The organism is uncultured Campylobacter sp. (genome assembly GCF_937997405.1).
GTDB lineage: Bacteria > Campylobacterota > Campylobacteria > Campylobacterales > Campylobacteraceae > Campylobacter_B.
This window is the reverse complement of record NZ_CALKTL010000068.1, coordinates 1-15,860: the sequence shown is the minus strand read 5'-3', so window position 1 is coordinate 15,860 and position 15,860 is coordinate 1. Positions and strand designations below refer to the sequence as shown.

14 protein-coding genes and 2 pseudogenes are annotated in these 15,860 nt (G+C 47.6%); 3 read left to right on the top strand and 13 right to left on the bottom strand.

Annotated features, from left to right (window positions below; all coding sequences use genetic code 11):
• The first annotated feature begins 490 nt into the window (after positions 1-490).
• From tmk to Q0372_RS03440, 3 genes are all read left to right on the top strand, one after another.
• The gene (gene tmk / locus Q0372_RS03450; RefSeq protein WP_298102592.1) at positions 491-1,117 is read left to right on the top strand and encodes a dTMP kinase; all 627 of its coding nucleotides are present in this window, start codon (positions 491-493) and stop codon (positions 1,115-1,117) included.
• A 31-nt stretch (positions 1,118-1,148) separates the two neighbouring features.
• On the top strand, positions 1,149-1,343 hold the full coding sequence (locus tag Q0372_RS03445) for a hypothetical protein (RefSeq protein ID WP_298102589.1): 195 nt from the start codon (positions 1,149-1,151) through the stop codon (positions 1,341-1,343).
• An 87-nt stretch (positions 1,344-1,430) separates the two neighbouring features.
• Entirely contained in the window at positions 1,431-2,018 is a 588-nt protein-coding gene (locus tag Q0372_RS03440; protein WP_298102586.1) for a hypothetical protein, read from the top strand.
• A 274-nt stretch (positions 2,019-2,292) separates the two neighbouring features.
• Here the strand turns inward: Q0372_RS03440 and Q0372_RS03435 are convergent, their stop codons facing one another.
• The 13 genes and pseudogenes from Q0372_RS03435 to Q0372_RS03375 all read right to left on the bottom strand — a co-directional run.
• Positions 2,293-3,039 (bottom strand): hypothetical protein, encoded by a 747-nt coding sequence (locus tag Q0372_RS03435; protein WP_298102583.1) that lies wholly within the window; start codon positions 3,037-3,039, stop codon positions 2,293-2,295.
• 734 nt (positions 3,040-3,773) lie between these two features.
• On the bottom strand, positions 3,774-4,877 hold the full coding sequence (gene ychF, locus Q0372_RS03430) for a redox-regulated ATPase YchF (RefSeq protein ID WP_298102579.1): 1,104 nt from the start codon (positions 4,875-4,877) through the stop codon (positions 3,774-3,776).
• Complete coding sequence (locus Q0372_RS03425; protein WP_298102576.1) at positions 4,878-6,338, bottom strand: leucyl aminopeptidase; 1,461 nt, start codon at positions 6,336-6,338, stop codon at positions 4,878-4,880.
• Positions 6,313-6,930, bottom strand: a complete 618-nt coding sequence (locus Q0372_RS03420) for a DedA family protein (protein ID WP_177388946.1) — start codon at positions 6,928-6,930, stop codon at positions 6,313-6,315. Before Q0372_RS03420 ends, Q0372_RS03425 begins: the two co-directional genes overlap by 26 nt.
• A gap of 2 nt (positions 6,931-6,932) precedes the next feature.
• Positions 6,933-7,481 (bottom strand): adenine phosphoribosyltransferase, encoded by a 549-nt coding sequence (locus tag Q0372_RS03415; RefSeq protein WP_298102574.1) that lies wholly within the window; start codon positions 7,479-7,481, stop codon positions 6,933-6,935.
• Complete coding sequence (locus tag Q0372_RS03410) at positions 7,478-7,720, bottom strand: hypothetical protein (RefSeq protein ID WP_298102571.1); 243 nt, start codon at positions 7,718-7,720, stop codon at positions 7,478-7,480. The genes Q0372_RS03415 and Q0372_RS03410 overlap by 4 nt, the downstream gene beginning before the upstream one ends.
• A gap of 653 nt (positions 7,721-8,373) precedes the next feature.
• Positions 8,374-8,619 (bottom strand): annotated as a pseudogene (locus Q0372_RS03405) (RpiB/LacA/LacB family sugar-phosphate isomerase); the annotation flags it as partial.
• 309 nt (positions 8,620-8,928) lie between these two features.
• Positions 8,929-9,093 (bottom strand): annotated as a pseudogene (locus Q0372_RS03400) (RpiB/LacA/LacB family sugar-phosphate isomerase); the annotation flags it as partial.
• Between the two features lie 9 nt (positions 9,094-9,102).
• Positions 9,103-9,948 carry a signal peptidase I gene (lepB, locus tag Q0372_RS03395; protein ID WP_297882772.1) on the bottom strand — a complete coding sequence of 282 codons (846 nt, stop codon included), beginning with the start codon at positions 9,946-9,948 and terminating at the stop codon, positions 9,103-9,105.
• On the bottom strand, positions 9,949-10,806 hold the full coding sequence (folD, locus tag Q0372_RS03390) for a bifunctional methylenetetrahydrofolate dehydrogenase/methenyltetrahydrofolate cyclohydrolase FolD (RefSeq protein ID WP_298102569.1): 858 nt from the start codon (positions 10,804-10,806) through the stop codon (positions 9,949-9,951). It lies immediately after the preceding gene.
• A gap of 298 nt (positions 10,807-11,104) precedes the next feature.
• Positions 11,105-11,239 carry a hypothetical protein gene (locus Q0372_RS03385; RefSeq protein ID WP_298102566.1) on the bottom strand — a complete coding sequence of 45 codons (135 nt, stop codon included), beginning with the start codon at positions 11,237-11,239 and terminating at the stop codon, positions 11,105-11,107.
• A 340-nt stretch (positions 11,240-11,579) separates the two neighbouring features.
• Entirely contained in the window at positions 11,580-12,770 is a 1,191-nt protein-coding gene (locus Q0372_RS03380; RefSeq protein WP_298102562.1) for an ABC transporter permease, read from the bottom strand.
• Positions 12,771-13,724: 954 nt separating this feature from the next.
• Positions 13,725-15,860, bottom strand: a 2,136-nt coding sequence (locus Q0372_RS03375) for an SEC-C metal-binding domain-containing protein (protein WP_298102559.1), incomplete at its 5' end; no start/stop codon positions are given.

Genomic DNA, 15,860 nt, shown 5'->3' with positions numbered 1-15,860 from the left:
GTCGCGATTTTGTCACTGCACGCAGCACTCGCCCGCCCCAATGCGCCCCACTCTGCATAACGCCGCCCTACTCCGCCCGAAGTGCCGCCATTTCCGTCTGACGCCATCCGATTCGTAAAGCACATATCCTGCTATGTATAATGGCTCCCTACTTCGCCTGACGCGTCATCATATCCGCACGGCGCGCCGTCTTTATCGACTGGCGCCCTACTCCGCTCCGCTCGGTACGCGCCCCTTAAGCGCGAATTTACTCGCTCGCTGTTTATGCGACGCATCCGTCCGAGCGCTAAATTTAACCGCGAGCCGCACCGCAAATAGCAAAAGCTGGGCAACAAAGCGCTCGATAAAATTTTACGCCGAAAGATCAAAATCGGCTCGTACAAGCTCGCGCAAAAGCCGATTTGGAGGCGAAATTTTACGCGCGGCTCTTTAAAAAAGCCGCTATTTAGCTATAAGCTTGTAAAATAGCGCACAAATTTAAAGGCGAAAAATGTATGTAATATTCGAAGGTATCGACGGCGTGGGCAAAAGCACGCAGATAGCGCGACTCGCGGCGACTTTCCCGCAAGCGATCGTGACCAAGGAGCCTGGCGGCACGAAGCTCGGCGAGGCGGTGCGAAGCCTCGTTTTGGGCGAGGATTTTAAGTGGCCGCGTGGCAGCGTAAATCTGCGCGAGGTCTGCGGCGAAATTTCAAAGCGCGCCGAGCTGCTTTTGTTTCTCGCAGACCGCGCCGAGCACTACGAACGCGTGATAAAGGGCAGCGCGGACAGGCTCGTGCTAAGCGATCGTGGCTTCATCTCGGGGCTTGCCTATGCGCTGGCAAACGACGAAAACGCGGATCTTAGCGAGCTTATCGCGCTTAATAAATTTGCGCTCGGGGGCAAATTTGCAGATAAAATCGTGCTGTTTTCGGCGGACGAACAGCTCATCAGGCATCGGCTCAAAACGCGCGCTAACAGCGATATAATCGAGGCTCGCGGGCTGAGATACCTAATGCGCGTGCAAGATCTTATGGCGCAGGCATGCAGGGCGTGCGGCGTTGAGACCCTGCAAATCGACGCCGCACAGTCCGAAGAAGCGATCTGCGATCAGATAAAAAATTTCATACTTTCTTAAAATTTTAAGACGTGGAATTTTGCCGCGGTAGTTGATTTCTGAGGCTTGCCGTAAAATTTTAGCTATGGAATTTCATCGTAAAATTTTAGCTTTAAATTTCGTTATGGAGTTTTGCAGGCGCAGTTCTAGGGAAAATTTCATGGGCGGAATTTGTTTTATAATTTCGCAGCAAAATTTCGCCACGGAATTCTGTCTTAAAATTCCGCCGCAGACTGAAAAGGCGTGAAATTTCATAAGCGAAATCCCGCGCGGAATTTTAATTCGCGGATTCGCAGGCGGAATTCCGCTTAAGCTTTAGATTGAAAGGATAGCGATGAAGATATTAAAGTTCGTTTTGCGTAAGATTTTTAAATTTATATTTCTGTTTTGGGTGGTCATAAGCTCGCTTTTCGGCACATATATGATCGCTGATAAATTTTTCGGCCGCACCGTCGTAGCCTGGACGCTCATCCGTGATTTTAGCAGCGCTTCGCTGGATCTGAAGGATTTTAGCATCAGCGCCCGCTTAAGAGCTACCACTATCGGCGGACGATTATGGCGCGATGATCGCGAGCCGAAGCCCGACTTCTCGGACGATAATTCCACCGGCGCCCCGTATGAACTAAGTATAAATTTTGACCACGTGAGCGCGCCCAGGATCGTGCTGAAAAACATCAAACTCGAGCAGGTGCAAAGCGGGCGTGTCGTGTTTGAAAAGGATGAGCTAGAGGTGCCGATAGAGATGGGCTATAACGGTTACAAAAGCGGCGGATTAGAGATACCTGATCTCGATTCTACGCATGTCAAACACAGACTTAGCGCCGAAATATGCGTGCCTGACGGCACTTGCACGAAGTTTGTGCATTTTTTCTTGCCGTACAGGCATGTAGAGGGCACGGCGGCTCTGCGAGGTATTTTTTAGCCGCGAAAGATTCGGTGTGAAATTTTAAAATATAAAATTTACGGCGGCATGGGTTAATTTGGCGAAATAAACGAGTAAATTATCAATGCCCGCAACGTAGTGATATGGTTTATTTATGTGGTGGGATTTTGCCGCTCGCCGTATTTTTATAAAATGGAATTTTGCAATTTCGCGGCGCATAAAATTTACAACGTAGCGTGAAATTCTACCCGGCAAAATTTAAAGAGACGTAATTATAAAATTCCGCGCGGCGTATTTATGCGGTGGAGGGGCACTACTTTTTGCGACGCTTGCGCCACGATGAGAGTTTTTGCATGCAAGTAGAACAAACTAGGCATATCACGCACACAAGTGCGAACACTACGCAAGAATAGAAAAAATCGCTCAGGCTTGCCGTTTTATCCTTAATAAATGTCATATAAATCCAAAGCAGCACCGCAATCGCAGCAACACAAGCAATCAATACCGCCCAAAATAGTCGCGCTAAGCTAAGTAGTCTCTCGGCAAGGTTAAACACCAGTTGTGTCAAACGAGGTGCGCGCCTTTCAATAGCGCGGACGATCGCATAAACGTATGCCAGAATTATCATCGCAACAAACGCAAGCGACGCGCAAGTGTAGAAAAAATCGCTCAGGTTTGGGAATGCGTCTTTTGCGGACGTAAAATAGATCGCGTAAAATACCGTCGTGACGAAAAAGATCAGACCGAACATAATCAAAATGTCCCAAGCTAAAGATAGCGTGCGTTTTGCGGCATCCAGCGAGCTCAACGCAAAATCGCGGGCATATTTCAAAGGCGTTCTGCGGCGCTCGACTTCCAAGGCGACGAGGCTGCCTAGATATCCTTGGTTGCAGTATTTTACGCGCACTAAATCGCCCTGCTTAAACGAGAACGACCTGCAACGCATACGAAAGCGAACGCCGTCGATCTCAAAAAGCACGAGCGTCTCGATCTCCTGCCTAAGGACGCGGACGTGCAAGTTTTCTATCCTGCCTTCGATACAGGGCTGCTTATTTCGCATAATCCTCCAAAATTAAGTTAAATTTAGCGCCGCTTGTTCAGTGCCCTGTTTGCTCGGTGCTAAAAAACCTGCTCATTTTTTCTGAAAAGCTCCATGGCGCAACGGAATTCTGCGCGGCAAAATTCTAGCTTTTAAATTTCATGCAGCAAGATAGACTGATCGCGAGCTTGGTTTTAAAATTTTTCGCTAAATTCCGCCGCGCTTATCGGCGGCAAATTTAATACGGTTAGCTTTACGAGCGCGGTTCACACCGCACACTAAACAAACATATTTAAATTTAAGATCATAAAATTTAAAAATCGCCGAATGTCAAATTTATAAGCCGTAAATTTAAATATAGAATTCAAATACTATCGCGCGCAGATACTAGCTATTGCGATTTTTAGTAAAATTTTACCTCTTTAAATTTATGTGCAGTTTTTGCCGCGCATAAATTTTGGCGCGATTTTGGAAGTATTTCTTAGACATGTTTTGCCGGGTGAATTTAAGCATAAATCCTGCGCGGTGTAGCTTTGCTTGCGTAAAATTTTAGTGCAAGCAAAACCCTCTTAAATTTATTGCGAAATTTAACGAGGATTTAGTGCACAAGTCTCGTTTTGTTCTAGCGATACAAAAATTTCAGCTAAAAGCCGCTGCTCGCAAAAATCAAAATTTATTAAATCCGCATTTGAGCTAAAATTTATCAAATTTTAAAGCTAGCGCAAACCAAATTTCAATACGCCTAAAAACAAATTTTAAACATTAAATCTAAAGTGCATCACGTCGCCGTCTTGCACGACGTAGTCCTTGCCCTCAAGGCGCATCTTGCCCGCTTCTTTCGCCCTACTCTCGCCGCCGCACGCAATGTAGTCCTCGTAGCCGATCACCTCGGCTCTGATAAATCCGCGCTCAAAGTCATTGTGGATCACGCTCGCGGCCTTCGGAGCCTTCCAGCCTTTCGTGATCGTCCACGCGCGCACCTCCATCTCGCCTGCGGTAAAGTAGCTGATGAGGCTGAGCTTCGCAAAAGAGCGTTTAATGATGAGCTCCAGCCCGCTTTGTTGCGCGCCCAGGCTTTGCAGCATCTCGTGCGTCTCCTCGTCGCTTAGCCCTATGAGCTCCTCTTCGATCTTGGCGCAGAGCTTGACCACCTCGGCGCCGCGGGCATCTGCGTATTCTTTTACGCGCGCTACATATTCGTTATCCTGCACGATGCCGTCTTCATCCACGTTTGCGCCGTAGATTACATCTTTGGCGCTAAGCAGGCGCAGCTCGCGATTTAAAGCGATGTAGCTTTCATCCTCTTTGAGCGTAAAATTTGAAGCGGGCTTGCCGTCGTTTAGATGCGCTAAAAGCTCGTTTGCCACGGCTAGCGCCTCTTTAGCGCCCTTTTGATTTGCTTTGGCTTCCTTGCCGAGGCGCTCGATCTTGCGTCCAAGCTGCTCGATATCCGCTAAAATCAGCTCAGTTTCGATGATCTCGATATCGCGGATGGGATCGACGCAGCCTTCGACGTGGGTTATGTCGCCGCTTTCGAAGCAGCGCACGATATGAAGGATGATCTCGCACTCGCGGATATTTGAAAGAAATTTATTCCCCAGCCCCTCGCCTTTGCTTGCGCCGCGCACTAGACCCGCGATATCTACAAACTCGATAGTCGAATGCACGATGCGACCGGGCTTAACGATCTCCGCCAGCTTCCCCAATCTGGCATCGGGTACGGGCACGACCGCTTTATTGGGCTCGATCGTGCAGAACGGATAGTTCTGTGCCTGTGCGTTTTGCGCGCCGCTAAGTGCGTTAAAGGTAGTAGATTTACCGACGTTCGGAAGCCCTACGATCCCTACTGAAAGCCCCATCTACGCGTCCTTTAGCTCTTTGGCTAGAGCCTGCAAGAAATATAAGTTTGCTCTCACGCCCGCGCCCGTCGCGCCTGCCGCGTAATAGCCCCATGCCTTTTCCAGATACGCAGGCCCCGCGATATCAAGGTGCAACCACCTGTCTTTATACTCCTCTTTTATAAATTTATCCAAAAACAGCCCCGCGGTTATCGCGCCGCCGTATCTGCTGGAAGCGCAGTTGGAGACGTCTGCAATACTGCTTTTAATTAGCTCGCGCAGATAATCGTTAAATTCCAAAATACTAAATAGCTCGCCGCTTGATCCGCTAAGATCTTTAAATTTACGCTTTAGCTCCTCGCTGTTTCCCATGATGCCGCTAGTGTATTCGCCGAGCCCCACGACGCAAGCACCGGTAAGCGTCGCCATATCGATTAGCAGATCAGGCTCAAGATCCTGCGCGTAGCTTAGGCAGTCGGCAAGCACGAGCCGCCCCTCCGCATCGGTATTTCGTACCTCGATACTTACGCCGCTGCGGCTAAGCAGCACGTCGTCGGGTTTATACGAATCGCCGCCGATCATATTCTCGGTAGCGCCGATGACCGCATGTATCTCAAACGGCAGCTCAAGCTCGGCAGCGCCCTTGATGATACCCATCGCAGCAAGCGCGCCGCTTTTGTCGCTTTTCATCGTAAGCATATAATCGCTCGGCTTCAGACTTAGCCCGCCGCTGTCGTAAGTAAGCCCTTTGCCCACGAAAACGACGCGCTTTAGGCAGCGCTGCGGTTTATAGATCAGATGAATTAGGCGCGGCGGATGAGCACTGGAGCGATTGACCGCCAAAAACGCATTCATATTCTGCTCACGCAAAAAGTCCTCGTCGTAAATTTTAACGCTCACGTCGTCGTAGTTCGAGGTTAAAATTTCAGCCTCGCTCGCCATCTTTTCTGGCGTGTAAATTTCAGGGATCTCATTGACGCCGTCGCGCGCAAAATTTGCGGCGTTTGCCATCACGGTGCCCTGCTGCACGCCGTAGTTCATCTTTTGCACGTCGGGGCTACTGCCGCCGTACTCCTGCGTCGAGATTAAAATTTCATTCAAGCTGGAGTTTTTTTTATCGCTTTTGTATTTGTTAAACTCATAACCGCCCAAAAGCACGCCCTCGACCATCGCCATCGTGCTTCTGCGGTCGCATCCGCATTTATAAAAGGCGATTTTGAAATTTTTGATCGCGTAGCCCTTAAGCGTGTTGTATGCGCTCGCAAGTGCTGTGCGGACGCGGTCATATTCTAGCGCCTTGACGCCAACGTACAGCCGTCCGCTCTCGGCAAGAAATAGATTGCCCTCGCCTTTATAGTTAAAAAGTGCAAACTTATCCGCGTCTTTAATAAATTCGTGATTTAAATTTTTATCCACGACCAAAATAACTTCAAAATCCGCCTCTATCTCGTTAATTTTACGATCTAGCAGTTTTACTTTCATCTCGTTCCTTTCGTGAGTTCATAAAGTGATTTTCCATACGTTTAAATAACCTAAAAAATAGATATAAAATTCCGCCTATGATAGGTATAGCAAAATACCAGTGTTGCTCGATTAGCCGTAGCCCGCTCCAGATCTCCTCGCCGAAATACCACGCTAAAACCATCGTCGCACCCGACCAGCACCAAGCGCTAAAAAGATTGATAATCGCAAATTTCTTTGCGCTGTAGCGAGTGATGCCGATACTCATCGGGATGATGACGCGGAAGCCATACATATAGCGCTGCATTAAAATTATCGGCCAGCCGTAGCGTTGCAAAAGCAGGTGCGCGATCGCAAATTTTCGGCGCTGCGCCGCGAGCTTTTTACTGATATATTTTTTGTTGTAGCGACCGATATAAAAATAAAACTGATCGCCGCAAAATGCCCCAAGGCCCGCGACAAAGATACCTAGCGGCAAATTTATGTGCCCCTCGTGCGCCATTATGCCGCCCAAAATCAGCGCGATTTCGCCTTCTAAAATACACCAAACAAAAAGCACGATATAGGCGTATTGGTGGTATTCTTGCAGTAAATTTTTAAGTAGCTCTTCCAAAATCACGCCTCTAAAACGCAATAAACATTTGTGCGTCGCGAAAACTCGCCTAGATCGTTTAACTCACGTAAATTTAGCAAAAAGCAGGCTTCAACGCACTTAGCCTGCGTCTGCGCGATGAGATCTAATGCCGCCCGTGCGGTGCCTCCGGTGGCGATAAGATCGTCGATTAGCAGCACCTTGGCATCCTGCACGCCGGAGAATGCATCCACATGCATCTCGACCTGATCGAAGCCGTATTCAAGGCTGTATTTTTGCGAAATCGTAATATAAGGAAGCTTCTTTGGCTTTCTAATTGGCACAAAAGCAACCCTCAACCTCGCGGCAAGCGCCGCTGCAAAAATAAATCCGCGACTTTCTATGCCTACTATGTAATCAAGTCCGTAATCGGCGTAGCGCTCGGTTAGATGATCAAGCAGGAAATTAAACGCCTCGCGATCGCCTACGAGCGTCGTGATATCGTAAAACAAAATACCGGGCTTTGGGAAGTCGCGCACGGTGCGGATCGAGCGAAATAAATAGCTTTTTTGCTCGCTGCTTAGGCTTTTCATAGCTTACCTCTTTTCAATCTTGCGTTTTGGATTTTTAAGCTGCAGTTTTCGCTCTCCTCGTTTTGCAGAGCCTCAATGCCGAAGCGAAGGGCAGTTTTGAGCTTTTCGTTATCGCTTTTAAGCTTTGAAATTTTCTGCTCGCTTTTACGAAGAAGGGCGTAAATTTTAGAATTTTTTCGGATCGATAGAATAAGTAGCACCGCAAAAAGTAGTGCTAAAACACCTAATGCTACGCTCATTGCTCGCCTCCTTCATTTGGATTTGCAAAGCGGCGCATAGTAGCGGAGGTTGAGCTAAAATAGGCAGAATTTAAGCTTTTAAAATACGCGTTAGAAAGATTTGCTCCCTTTAAATTTACGCTGCTCACAATAGCAGACTTCTCATCTTTTAAACTCGCACTAGCGCAATTTACGTTTTTTGGCTTAACGCTCATGCAGAAAGAATTTGTAGCCTTGAAATTTATAATTACTGGGTTCAAACTGACAAAATCCTTGCGGCTAGCTTTTTGAGCGAAATTTTTCTCACAAACGCTCGCGCGCGTAAAATTTAACGTAGAATTTGTGCTAGTGGAATTTTTATCTAGCGGATTTTTCTCATTAAAGATTATCTTTGCGTGTGTCGAATCTAAATTTATATGACGTGCACCGCAAAAGCCTATCAAGGAATTCTCGCCGGTAAATAAGGAATTTTTATCGTTAAAGCTCCGTGCAAAATTTGACGCGGAATCCGTGTCGATAGGATTTTTGTCGGAAGGATTTTTACCACCGAAGCTTAATTTGGAATTCCGCCCATTTAAATTAGCGCCATAGCTTTGTTCCGTAAAATTTTGAGCGGAGTTCTGCATGAAATTCTCCCCATCAAATCCATGCGCGCAATTCGCACTACCGCAAGCACCTAGCTTTGCGACGCGCTTAATGTGCCTACCGCCCGCAAAATCGGTGCTAAAAAACGCCCTAATCATATCTCCGATCACCAGCGCGCCCATTAATCGCTCGCCGAAGGCTAGGACGTTGGCGTCGTTGTGCTCTCTAGCTAGTCTAGCGCTCGTTGCGTCATGACACAGCGCGCAGCGGATGTGAGCGTGGCGGTTTGCGGCGATGCTGATACCGATGCCTGTACCGCAAATCAAAACGCCGTAAATACCGTAACTTGTGGAATTCAAAATTTTATCTTTACTCGCATTCTGGCTTACGGCTGCGTTTACGCAGGTAGTCATGCTTTCGCTAGCGTTAAAATTTTGACGACTAGCGTTTTTAACAGCGTTAAAATTTTCATTTTTTCCGCTACATTGTACGGCGTCGTTAAAATTTCCGCAGCCGTTTATACTTGCGACAAAATTTTCGTTACCGCCCGCTTCGGAATTTTCCGCGGCCGTGGCGGAATTTTTGCTGCTACTTTCTTTAAAATTTTCACTTCGCGCGCAAGCTTCACATTCGGCTAAAATTTTATCCGCCAACGTGCCCGCAAAATCGGGATAGTCTACGCTCGCTTCGGCACTATGCGTGCCAAGATCGACCGCTTCGTAACCTAAAGCGGCGAGCGCTTTTTTGGCTTGCTCTTTGGCACGAAAGCCCGCATGATCGCTCGCTATGAAAATTTTATTTATTTGCATTGCCGCTCCTTATTTTTGCTCATAGATTAGGCTCTCGTCGTTTTGCAAGGTATCGACGAAGCGCCCGATTCTCTCCCAGCGGATCTTGCGATCGGCGTCAATACTAAAATAGGTAAACCATGGCTTGCCGACGATCAGACGATAAGGTACCGGACCCCAGAAGCGGCTATCGGCGGAATTATTTCGATTATCGCCTATCATAAAATACTCATCCTGCGGCACTTTGATGTAAAAGGCATTGAAGCTTATCCCTGCAGCTTCGAAGCTATGAGGAATTTCACTTAAACTAATGGGCTTCATAGAAAATTCACCCTTCTCAAGTGCGATTTTGACATTTGTTAGCATTGAGTTTCTAGCATTAGGGTCGTAGTGAATGCCCTTAAATTTATACGGCTCTTTGACATATTTTTCGCCGCCCAAAATCACAATGTCGCGAGCATCATAGTTTGCGGCAATGAACTCGTCGCCTTCATGTGGACGAAGGTAGAAATTATTCAGATCAAATATCACCTCGTCGCCGCCTACGGCAAAATTTCGCTTTACAAAGTGCATTTTTTCATTAAGCGGATAGCGGAAAACTACGATGTCGCCGCGCTTTGGACCCTCGCCGCGGATGATATGTCCATCTCCGTCGCTATCAGGAGCCACCTGCCACTCTACAAATGGAATATGCGGGGTCGGGATGCCGTAGCTAAATTTTTTAACGAATAAAAAATCACCCTCCAAAAGCGTAGTGCGCATCGATCCGCTGGGGATTACGAAGGCTTGCGCCACAAAAAGAATGACGAATAAAACGACGATGACCGTCCCCGTCCAACTCGATAAAAAGTGATAAATTTTGCTTAGTATTTTCATTTAGACTCTTTGCCTTAAGCGATTTTTCGCCGATTTTATCGTATTGCTCAAAAGCATCGCAATCGTCATCGGCCCCACGCCTCCGGGCACGGGCGTGATGAACGAGCATTTTGGCGCGACTGCTTCAAAATCAACGTCGCCCCTTAGCTTGCCGTCGCCGCCGCGATTGATCCCCACGTCGATCACTACTGCGCCTTGTTTTATCATATCGGCGCCCACAAAATGCGCCTTGCCGACCGCCGCGACCAAAATATCGGCGTCTGCGCAAAGCCGCTTTAAGCCTTTCGTCTTGCTATGCGCGATCGTGACGGTAGCATCGGCATTCAGAAGCAGGCTAGCCATCGGCTTTCCGACGATATTGCTGCGCCCCAGCACGACGGCGTTTTTGCCCGCGAGCTGCACGCCGTATTCCTCAAGCAGGCGCATCACGCCAAGCGGAGTGCAAGGCACAAAACCGTCCGAAAGCCCGCTAGTAAGTTTGCCTACGTTTATCGCACTAAATCCGTCCACGTCCTTTTGCGGGCTTATTTTTTCTAAAATTTTATTCGTATCAATGTGCTTTGGAAGCGGCAACTGCACCAAGATGCCATCAATGCTCTCATCCTCGTTTAAATTTTCTATCAGTTCTAAAAGCGCCGCCTCGCTCACATCGGAGCTCAAGCGGTGCGCTACGGATCGGATCCCACAGGCGGCGCAGGCTTTTTCCTTGCTTGCGACATAGGTCTTACTCGCCGCATCCTCGCCCACCAAAATCACCGCCAGCGCGGGATCTACGCCCTTTGCGGCAAGATCCGAAGCGGCCAATTTGATCTCATCTTTTACCTTCGCGCTTATGCTTTTGCCGTCGATTAAAGTCATTTAAAGCCTTTTTGAAAAATAAGGCAAATGTTACCCTAAAATTTATAAAATTTAGATTTATTCAGCGGGATTTTATGGGAATTTGAAAGAATTTTAAAAAGAATTTCGTCCTGAATTTATGCCTACTCAAATAAGCCTAAATTTTATCGTCATTATAGACGGATGGACGCCTTGTCGCCGCTACATTCAGGCCACAGCTTGTATTGCAGAATGAAGCCTTGTTTGAACAAGAACTACTACGACCTTGTTATTTGCTCGCCTTTAAACGCTACGCATCGCGCCCACCGCGCAATATACGCTATGCATAATAGTAGCCTGTATAATGGTGGCTCGGTGCCTTATTTTGCTCTGGCTTTGGGGCATCTTGCGGTCTGCTCCTAGAGCAGCTGCATAGAAACAGCGCCGCACACAGAAATAAAACGATCTTTTGCACCATAGATCCTTTCAAAATCTTTATGATTTTATCTTTGAGTGGTTTTGAAATTTTACAAAATTTAGAAAAGCGCTCTAAAAATTTGCTCCCCTTTAGAATTTAAAATTTTGAATAAATTTGAACGACCAAATTTATTCAAAATTTAGGCTCCATGTAGCTTACAATCTCACGAAAAAATCAAAATTCTGGCGACACAAATCGTATTTAGTGCAATTTTACGCGATACGCGCTGTGCAAGATCGCGCAGTCTCCACCCGCGCGCTAAAATACCGCTCCGAACACAGCCGCGCCGCTCTAAATTTCAAAATTTAGCTAAATTTTAAAGGCGCCGCGTTTAAATTTACTCGTTGCGCAGTGTTTGCAGCACGTCGATCTGCGTGGCTTTTTTGGCAGGATACCACGACGAAAGCGCTACGATAAGCACGGCGCCGATTAAAATCATCGCCAAATCGCCTAGCGAGAGCTCCATCGGCAGCTTCGAGCTTCCGTAAACGTCGGCCGGCAGATTTACGATGTCGAAGCTTCCGAGCAGCCACACGCCGAATAGGCCCAAAATGAGCCCGAATATGATGCCGCCGCCGCCGATCGTGGCTCCGAGCGCGAAAAAGGTCCTCTTAACCTCCTTTTTGCTGGCGCCTAGGCTAAGTAAAAGCGCGATCTCTTGGCGGCGGTTCATAACGGTCATCAGAAGCGAACTTACGATATTTAGGCTCGCGACTAGGATTATTAGCATCAGCACGATGAAAAGCGCGCGCTTTTCAAGCGCAAGGGCGCTGAAAAAATTGCCGTTTTGCTGCCACCAGCCCACGGCGCTAGCACCGCCTGGGAGGCTTTTTTTGATGCGCTCCAGGTCTTTAAACGGATCGTTTGAAAAAACATGTACGCCGTCGAAGGTCCCCTCGTCGTAGCCCAAAATTTTGGCTAGATCGTTCGCGTCCGCGTAGGAATAGGCTTTATCGTAGGCGATCAGCCCCGAGCTGAAATTCGCGCGCACGTCAAAGCGTTTCATCTTGGGGATTAGCGCAAAGCCGCCCGGATCGCTTTTTGTAAAGATCATCGTGATCTTGCCGCCCTCATCCAACATAAACTCGTCTTTGATCCCGCGCCCTATCATGATGCCGTAGTCCGTTAGATTGGCGTCTTTGGCGCCTGCTGCGACGACGGAGTTGATGCGCTTTTCATCGTTTAAATTTACGCCGAAAATCAGCCCGCCCTCGAGCTTCTCGCCGCTTTTGGCGATGACTTGAGAGCTAATATACGGGCTAAAGATCAGATCGGGGAAGTCCGCTCGCAGTTCCTCCACGTCGTCTTTTGAAATACCGCCGCGAAAGTGGCTATGGATCGTGATCGGGTAGTTCATCGTAAAGAGCTTGCGCTCAAATTCCTTATCGAAACCGTTCATTATCGCCATCGCGACGATCAGCACCGTAAGCCCCACGCCGACGCCCAAGAATGCAAGCAGCGCCGAAAGCGTAATGAAGGGCTGAGAGCGATCGAATCTGAGATATTTGAATAATAAATACTTTACCAAAAAAGCCGTCCTTGTAAAATTTCACATAAAATTTAGCGCTAAATTCTATGTGAAATTTTAAGTATTTTGGAATTTTAAAATTCCAAAAACAGGCTCCACGCCTTGGAATACTAAGTTTTAACTAAATAGAATTTTACCTAGGTGTGAACTATAATTTTAAACACTCTTGAAATGTTTCAAATCCCAACGGGACAAAATTGAAGTTAAATTTAAAGATAGTAGAAGATGAGCCTTAACTCCCAGCGGGATAGAATTCTACTCTATTGTTTCTTGCACTTTGCTTGATTGCTAGCCGGTTTCAAACCCCAGCTAGCTTTGAAAAATTTAAAATCGCGCCGAAATCTACTTATACGAAATGAAATTTACCCCAAGAGATATCGGATACGGCAAATCAAACAGACCCCTTTACCAAAACTTCGAAATTTTAAACCTAAATTCTAAATTTTAAAATTTCAAACGCCTCAAAATTTTAAAATTTTAGAAATTTCAAATCTTTTAGAATTTTGAAATTCTTAAAATTTAAAGGCTGATTTCGCTTGCTAACTCGCCCACGTCGCATAAATTTAAAATTTCAAATGCCGCGCGGTGTCCTAGCCGCACGCTAAATTTAAGTATCACGCGCCGATTGGCTTACTTTTTGCCGCACGGCGCACCGCAACGGCGCTGCGAAAAATATGCGACAAAGCATCGAGTACGCTTTGAAATTTTAAAATTTCAAAACCAAAATTCCACCCTCTCGCGCAGCTTTGCGCACCGTTCGTGCCGCCTCGCGAACAAGCTCTTTTAAAATTTCTGTCCACGCCGCCTAGCTATCGAGCCTCTTTAAAATTTTATGACGCTTTCCGCCCTCGACCGATCCGCTAAATACAAAAGCAAGATTGAAAAGCGCCGATCGCGCAATGCTCGCAATCTCGAGATCACCGATCGTGCGATACTTACGACCGATCGCCGCGCCTACCTTGCAAAGCCGCCTTTTTTCGGACCGCCCTTGCCGTGGCAGTCTTTGTATTTTTTGCCGCTACCGCAAGGGCAAGGATCGTTGCGCTTAGGCTTTTTGTCGCCAAACTCTTCTGCGCCATTTAGCTGTGCTTCATTCGTGCTTGCGGCGGCGAGTTCTTTGGCGTTAGAGCTCTCCATACGCTCCTGCATCGCGCGCTGTTCGGCTTCGATCTCCTCCCTAGATTTAAACTGGATCGAATGCAGTAAGCGGATGCTATCGGATTTGAGGCGCATTACAAGCTCCATAAAGAGATTGTAGCTCTCCTTTTTATACTCCGTAAGTGGATCTTTGTGGTTGTAGCCGCGAAGTCCGATGCCCGCTTTTAGGATATCCATCTGATACAGATGCTCCCGCCAGTCGCGATCGACGATCTGCAGATAAAGCATCTTTTCGATACTTTTGCGCTGCTGTGGATCGATCGGCGCCATCTTGTTTTCATACGAAACGGCAAGCGCGCCGATGATCTTTTCTTTCAGCTCTTTGAAATCATCGACCTTCTCAAGCTCGCTGTTTTCGAGCACCTCGCCCGTTTCTTGAGCGATTTTGGCGACGATCGGGAATTTATCGACCTCTTTGATATTTGCGCCGTCGAAAATTTCAAGCTCCTCAAGCACGCTAGAGATGTACTCCTCGCGGTTTTGAATGATTTTATCTTTCAGATCGTAGTCGGGGTCCAAAAGCTCGTTGCGATATTTATAGATCGTTTTGCGCTGCTCGTTTGCGACGTCGTCGTATTCTAGGATATTTTTACGCGCTTCAAAATGCAAGCTCTCGACCTTTTTCTGCGCGTTCTCTACTGCGCGCGAAACCATGCCTGATTCGATATGTTCGCCGTCTTTTAAACCCAAGCGATCCATGATATTTTTGATCTTGTCGCTACCAAAAATTCTAAGTAGATTGTCCTCCAGACTCAAGAAAAATCTACTCTCGCCGGGATCGCCCTGGCGCCCGCTTCGTCCGCGGAGCTGGTTATCGATGCGGCGGCTTTCGTGGCGCTCAGTGCCTAAAATATATAGCCCGCCCAAAGCGCGCACTTCATCGTCTATGCGGATATCCACGCCGCGTCCCGCCATATTCGTAGCGATCGTCACCGCGCCTTTAGCGCCTGCCTCGGCGATGATCTGCGCCTCGCGCTCGTGATTTTTGGCATTCAGCACGGAGTGCGCGATGTTTTCTTTAACCAAAAGCTCGTGCAGCTTCTCGCTTTTTTCGATCGACGCCGTACCCACGAGCACGGGCTGACCTTTAGAATTTAGCCGCTTGATCTCATTTATGACGGCATCAAATTTCTCGCGCTCGGTTTTGTAGATAAGATCGTTTTGATCCTTTCTGATGACCGGCACGTTTGTGGGGATAGAGACCACTTCGAGTTTGTAAATTTGAGAAAATTCTGTTGCCTCCGTCTGCGCCGTACCCGTCATACCGGCGAGTTTTTCGTAAAGACGGAAGTAGTTTTGAAAGGTAATGTCGGCAAGAGTTTGGCTCTCCTCTTGGATCTGCACACCCTCTTTAGCTTCAAGAGCCTGATGCAAGCCTTCGCTGAATCTGCGCCCCTCGCTAAGACGACCCGTAAATTCATCCACGATTATGACCTGCCCGTCGCGCACGACGTAGTGCACGTCCTTTTCAAATAGATAATTCGCCTTAAGTGCTTGATCAAGGTAGTGGCTAAGCACTGCATTTTCGAGACTATAAAGATTATCTACGCCAAAAAGCTTCTCGGCTTTCGAAATTCCTGCCTCCGTAATCAAAACGGCGCGGTTTTTCTCATCTACGGTAAAATCACCCGTAGCTTTGCCTTTCGGATCGGCTGGCGCCTCGCCGCGGATCATTTGGCGAGCTACTTCGTTTGCCTTGATGTAACCATCTAGAGTGCGGTTCGTAGGACCTGAGATGATTAGTGGCGTCCTAGCTTCGTCGATTAAAATACTATCAACTTCATCGACGATTACGAAATGATGCCCGCGCTGCACCTTTTCATCCGCGCTAAATTTCATATTATCGCGCAGGTAGTCAAAGCCGAACTCGTTGTTTGTGCCATAAGTGATGTCGAACGCGTACGCAGCCTTGCGCTTGGCGTCATCGTATTC

Coding starts and splice junctions, on each gene's coding strand:
- lepB (WP_297882772.1), bottom strand. CDS start 9,948: ATGAAAATACTAAGCAAAATTTATCACTTTTTATCGAGTTGGACGGGG.
- Q0372_RS03435 (WP_298102583.1), bottom strand. CDS start 3,039: ATGCGAAATAAGCAGCCCTGTATCGAAGGCAGGATAGAAAACTTGCAC.
- Q0372_RS03425 (WP_298102576.1), bottom strand. CDS start 6,338: ATGAAAGTAAAACTGCTAGATCGTAAAATTAACGAGATAGAGGCGGAT.
- Q0372_RS03415 (WP_298102574.1), bottom strand. CDS start 7,481: ATGAAAAGCCTAAGCAGCGAGCAAAAAAGCTATTTATTTCGCTCGATC.
- tmk (WP_298102592.1), top strand. CDS start 491: ATGTATGTAATATTCGAAGGTATCGACGGCGTGGGCAAAAGCACGCAG.
- Q0372_RS03410 (WP_298102571.1), bottom strand. CDS start 7,720: ATGAGCGTAGCATTAGGTGTTTTAGCACTACTTTTTGCGGTGCTACTT.
- folD (WP_298102569.1), bottom strand. CDS start 10,806: ATGACTTTAATCGACGGCAAAAGCATAAGCGCGAAGGTAAAAGATGAG.
- ychF (WP_298102579.1), bottom strand. CDS start 4,877: ATGGGGCTTTCAGTAGGGATCGTAGGGCTTCCGAACGTCGGTAAATCT.
- Q0372_RS03440 (WP_298102586.1), top strand. CDS start 1,431: ATGAAGATATTAAAGTTCGTTTTGCGTAAGATTTTTAAATTTATATTT.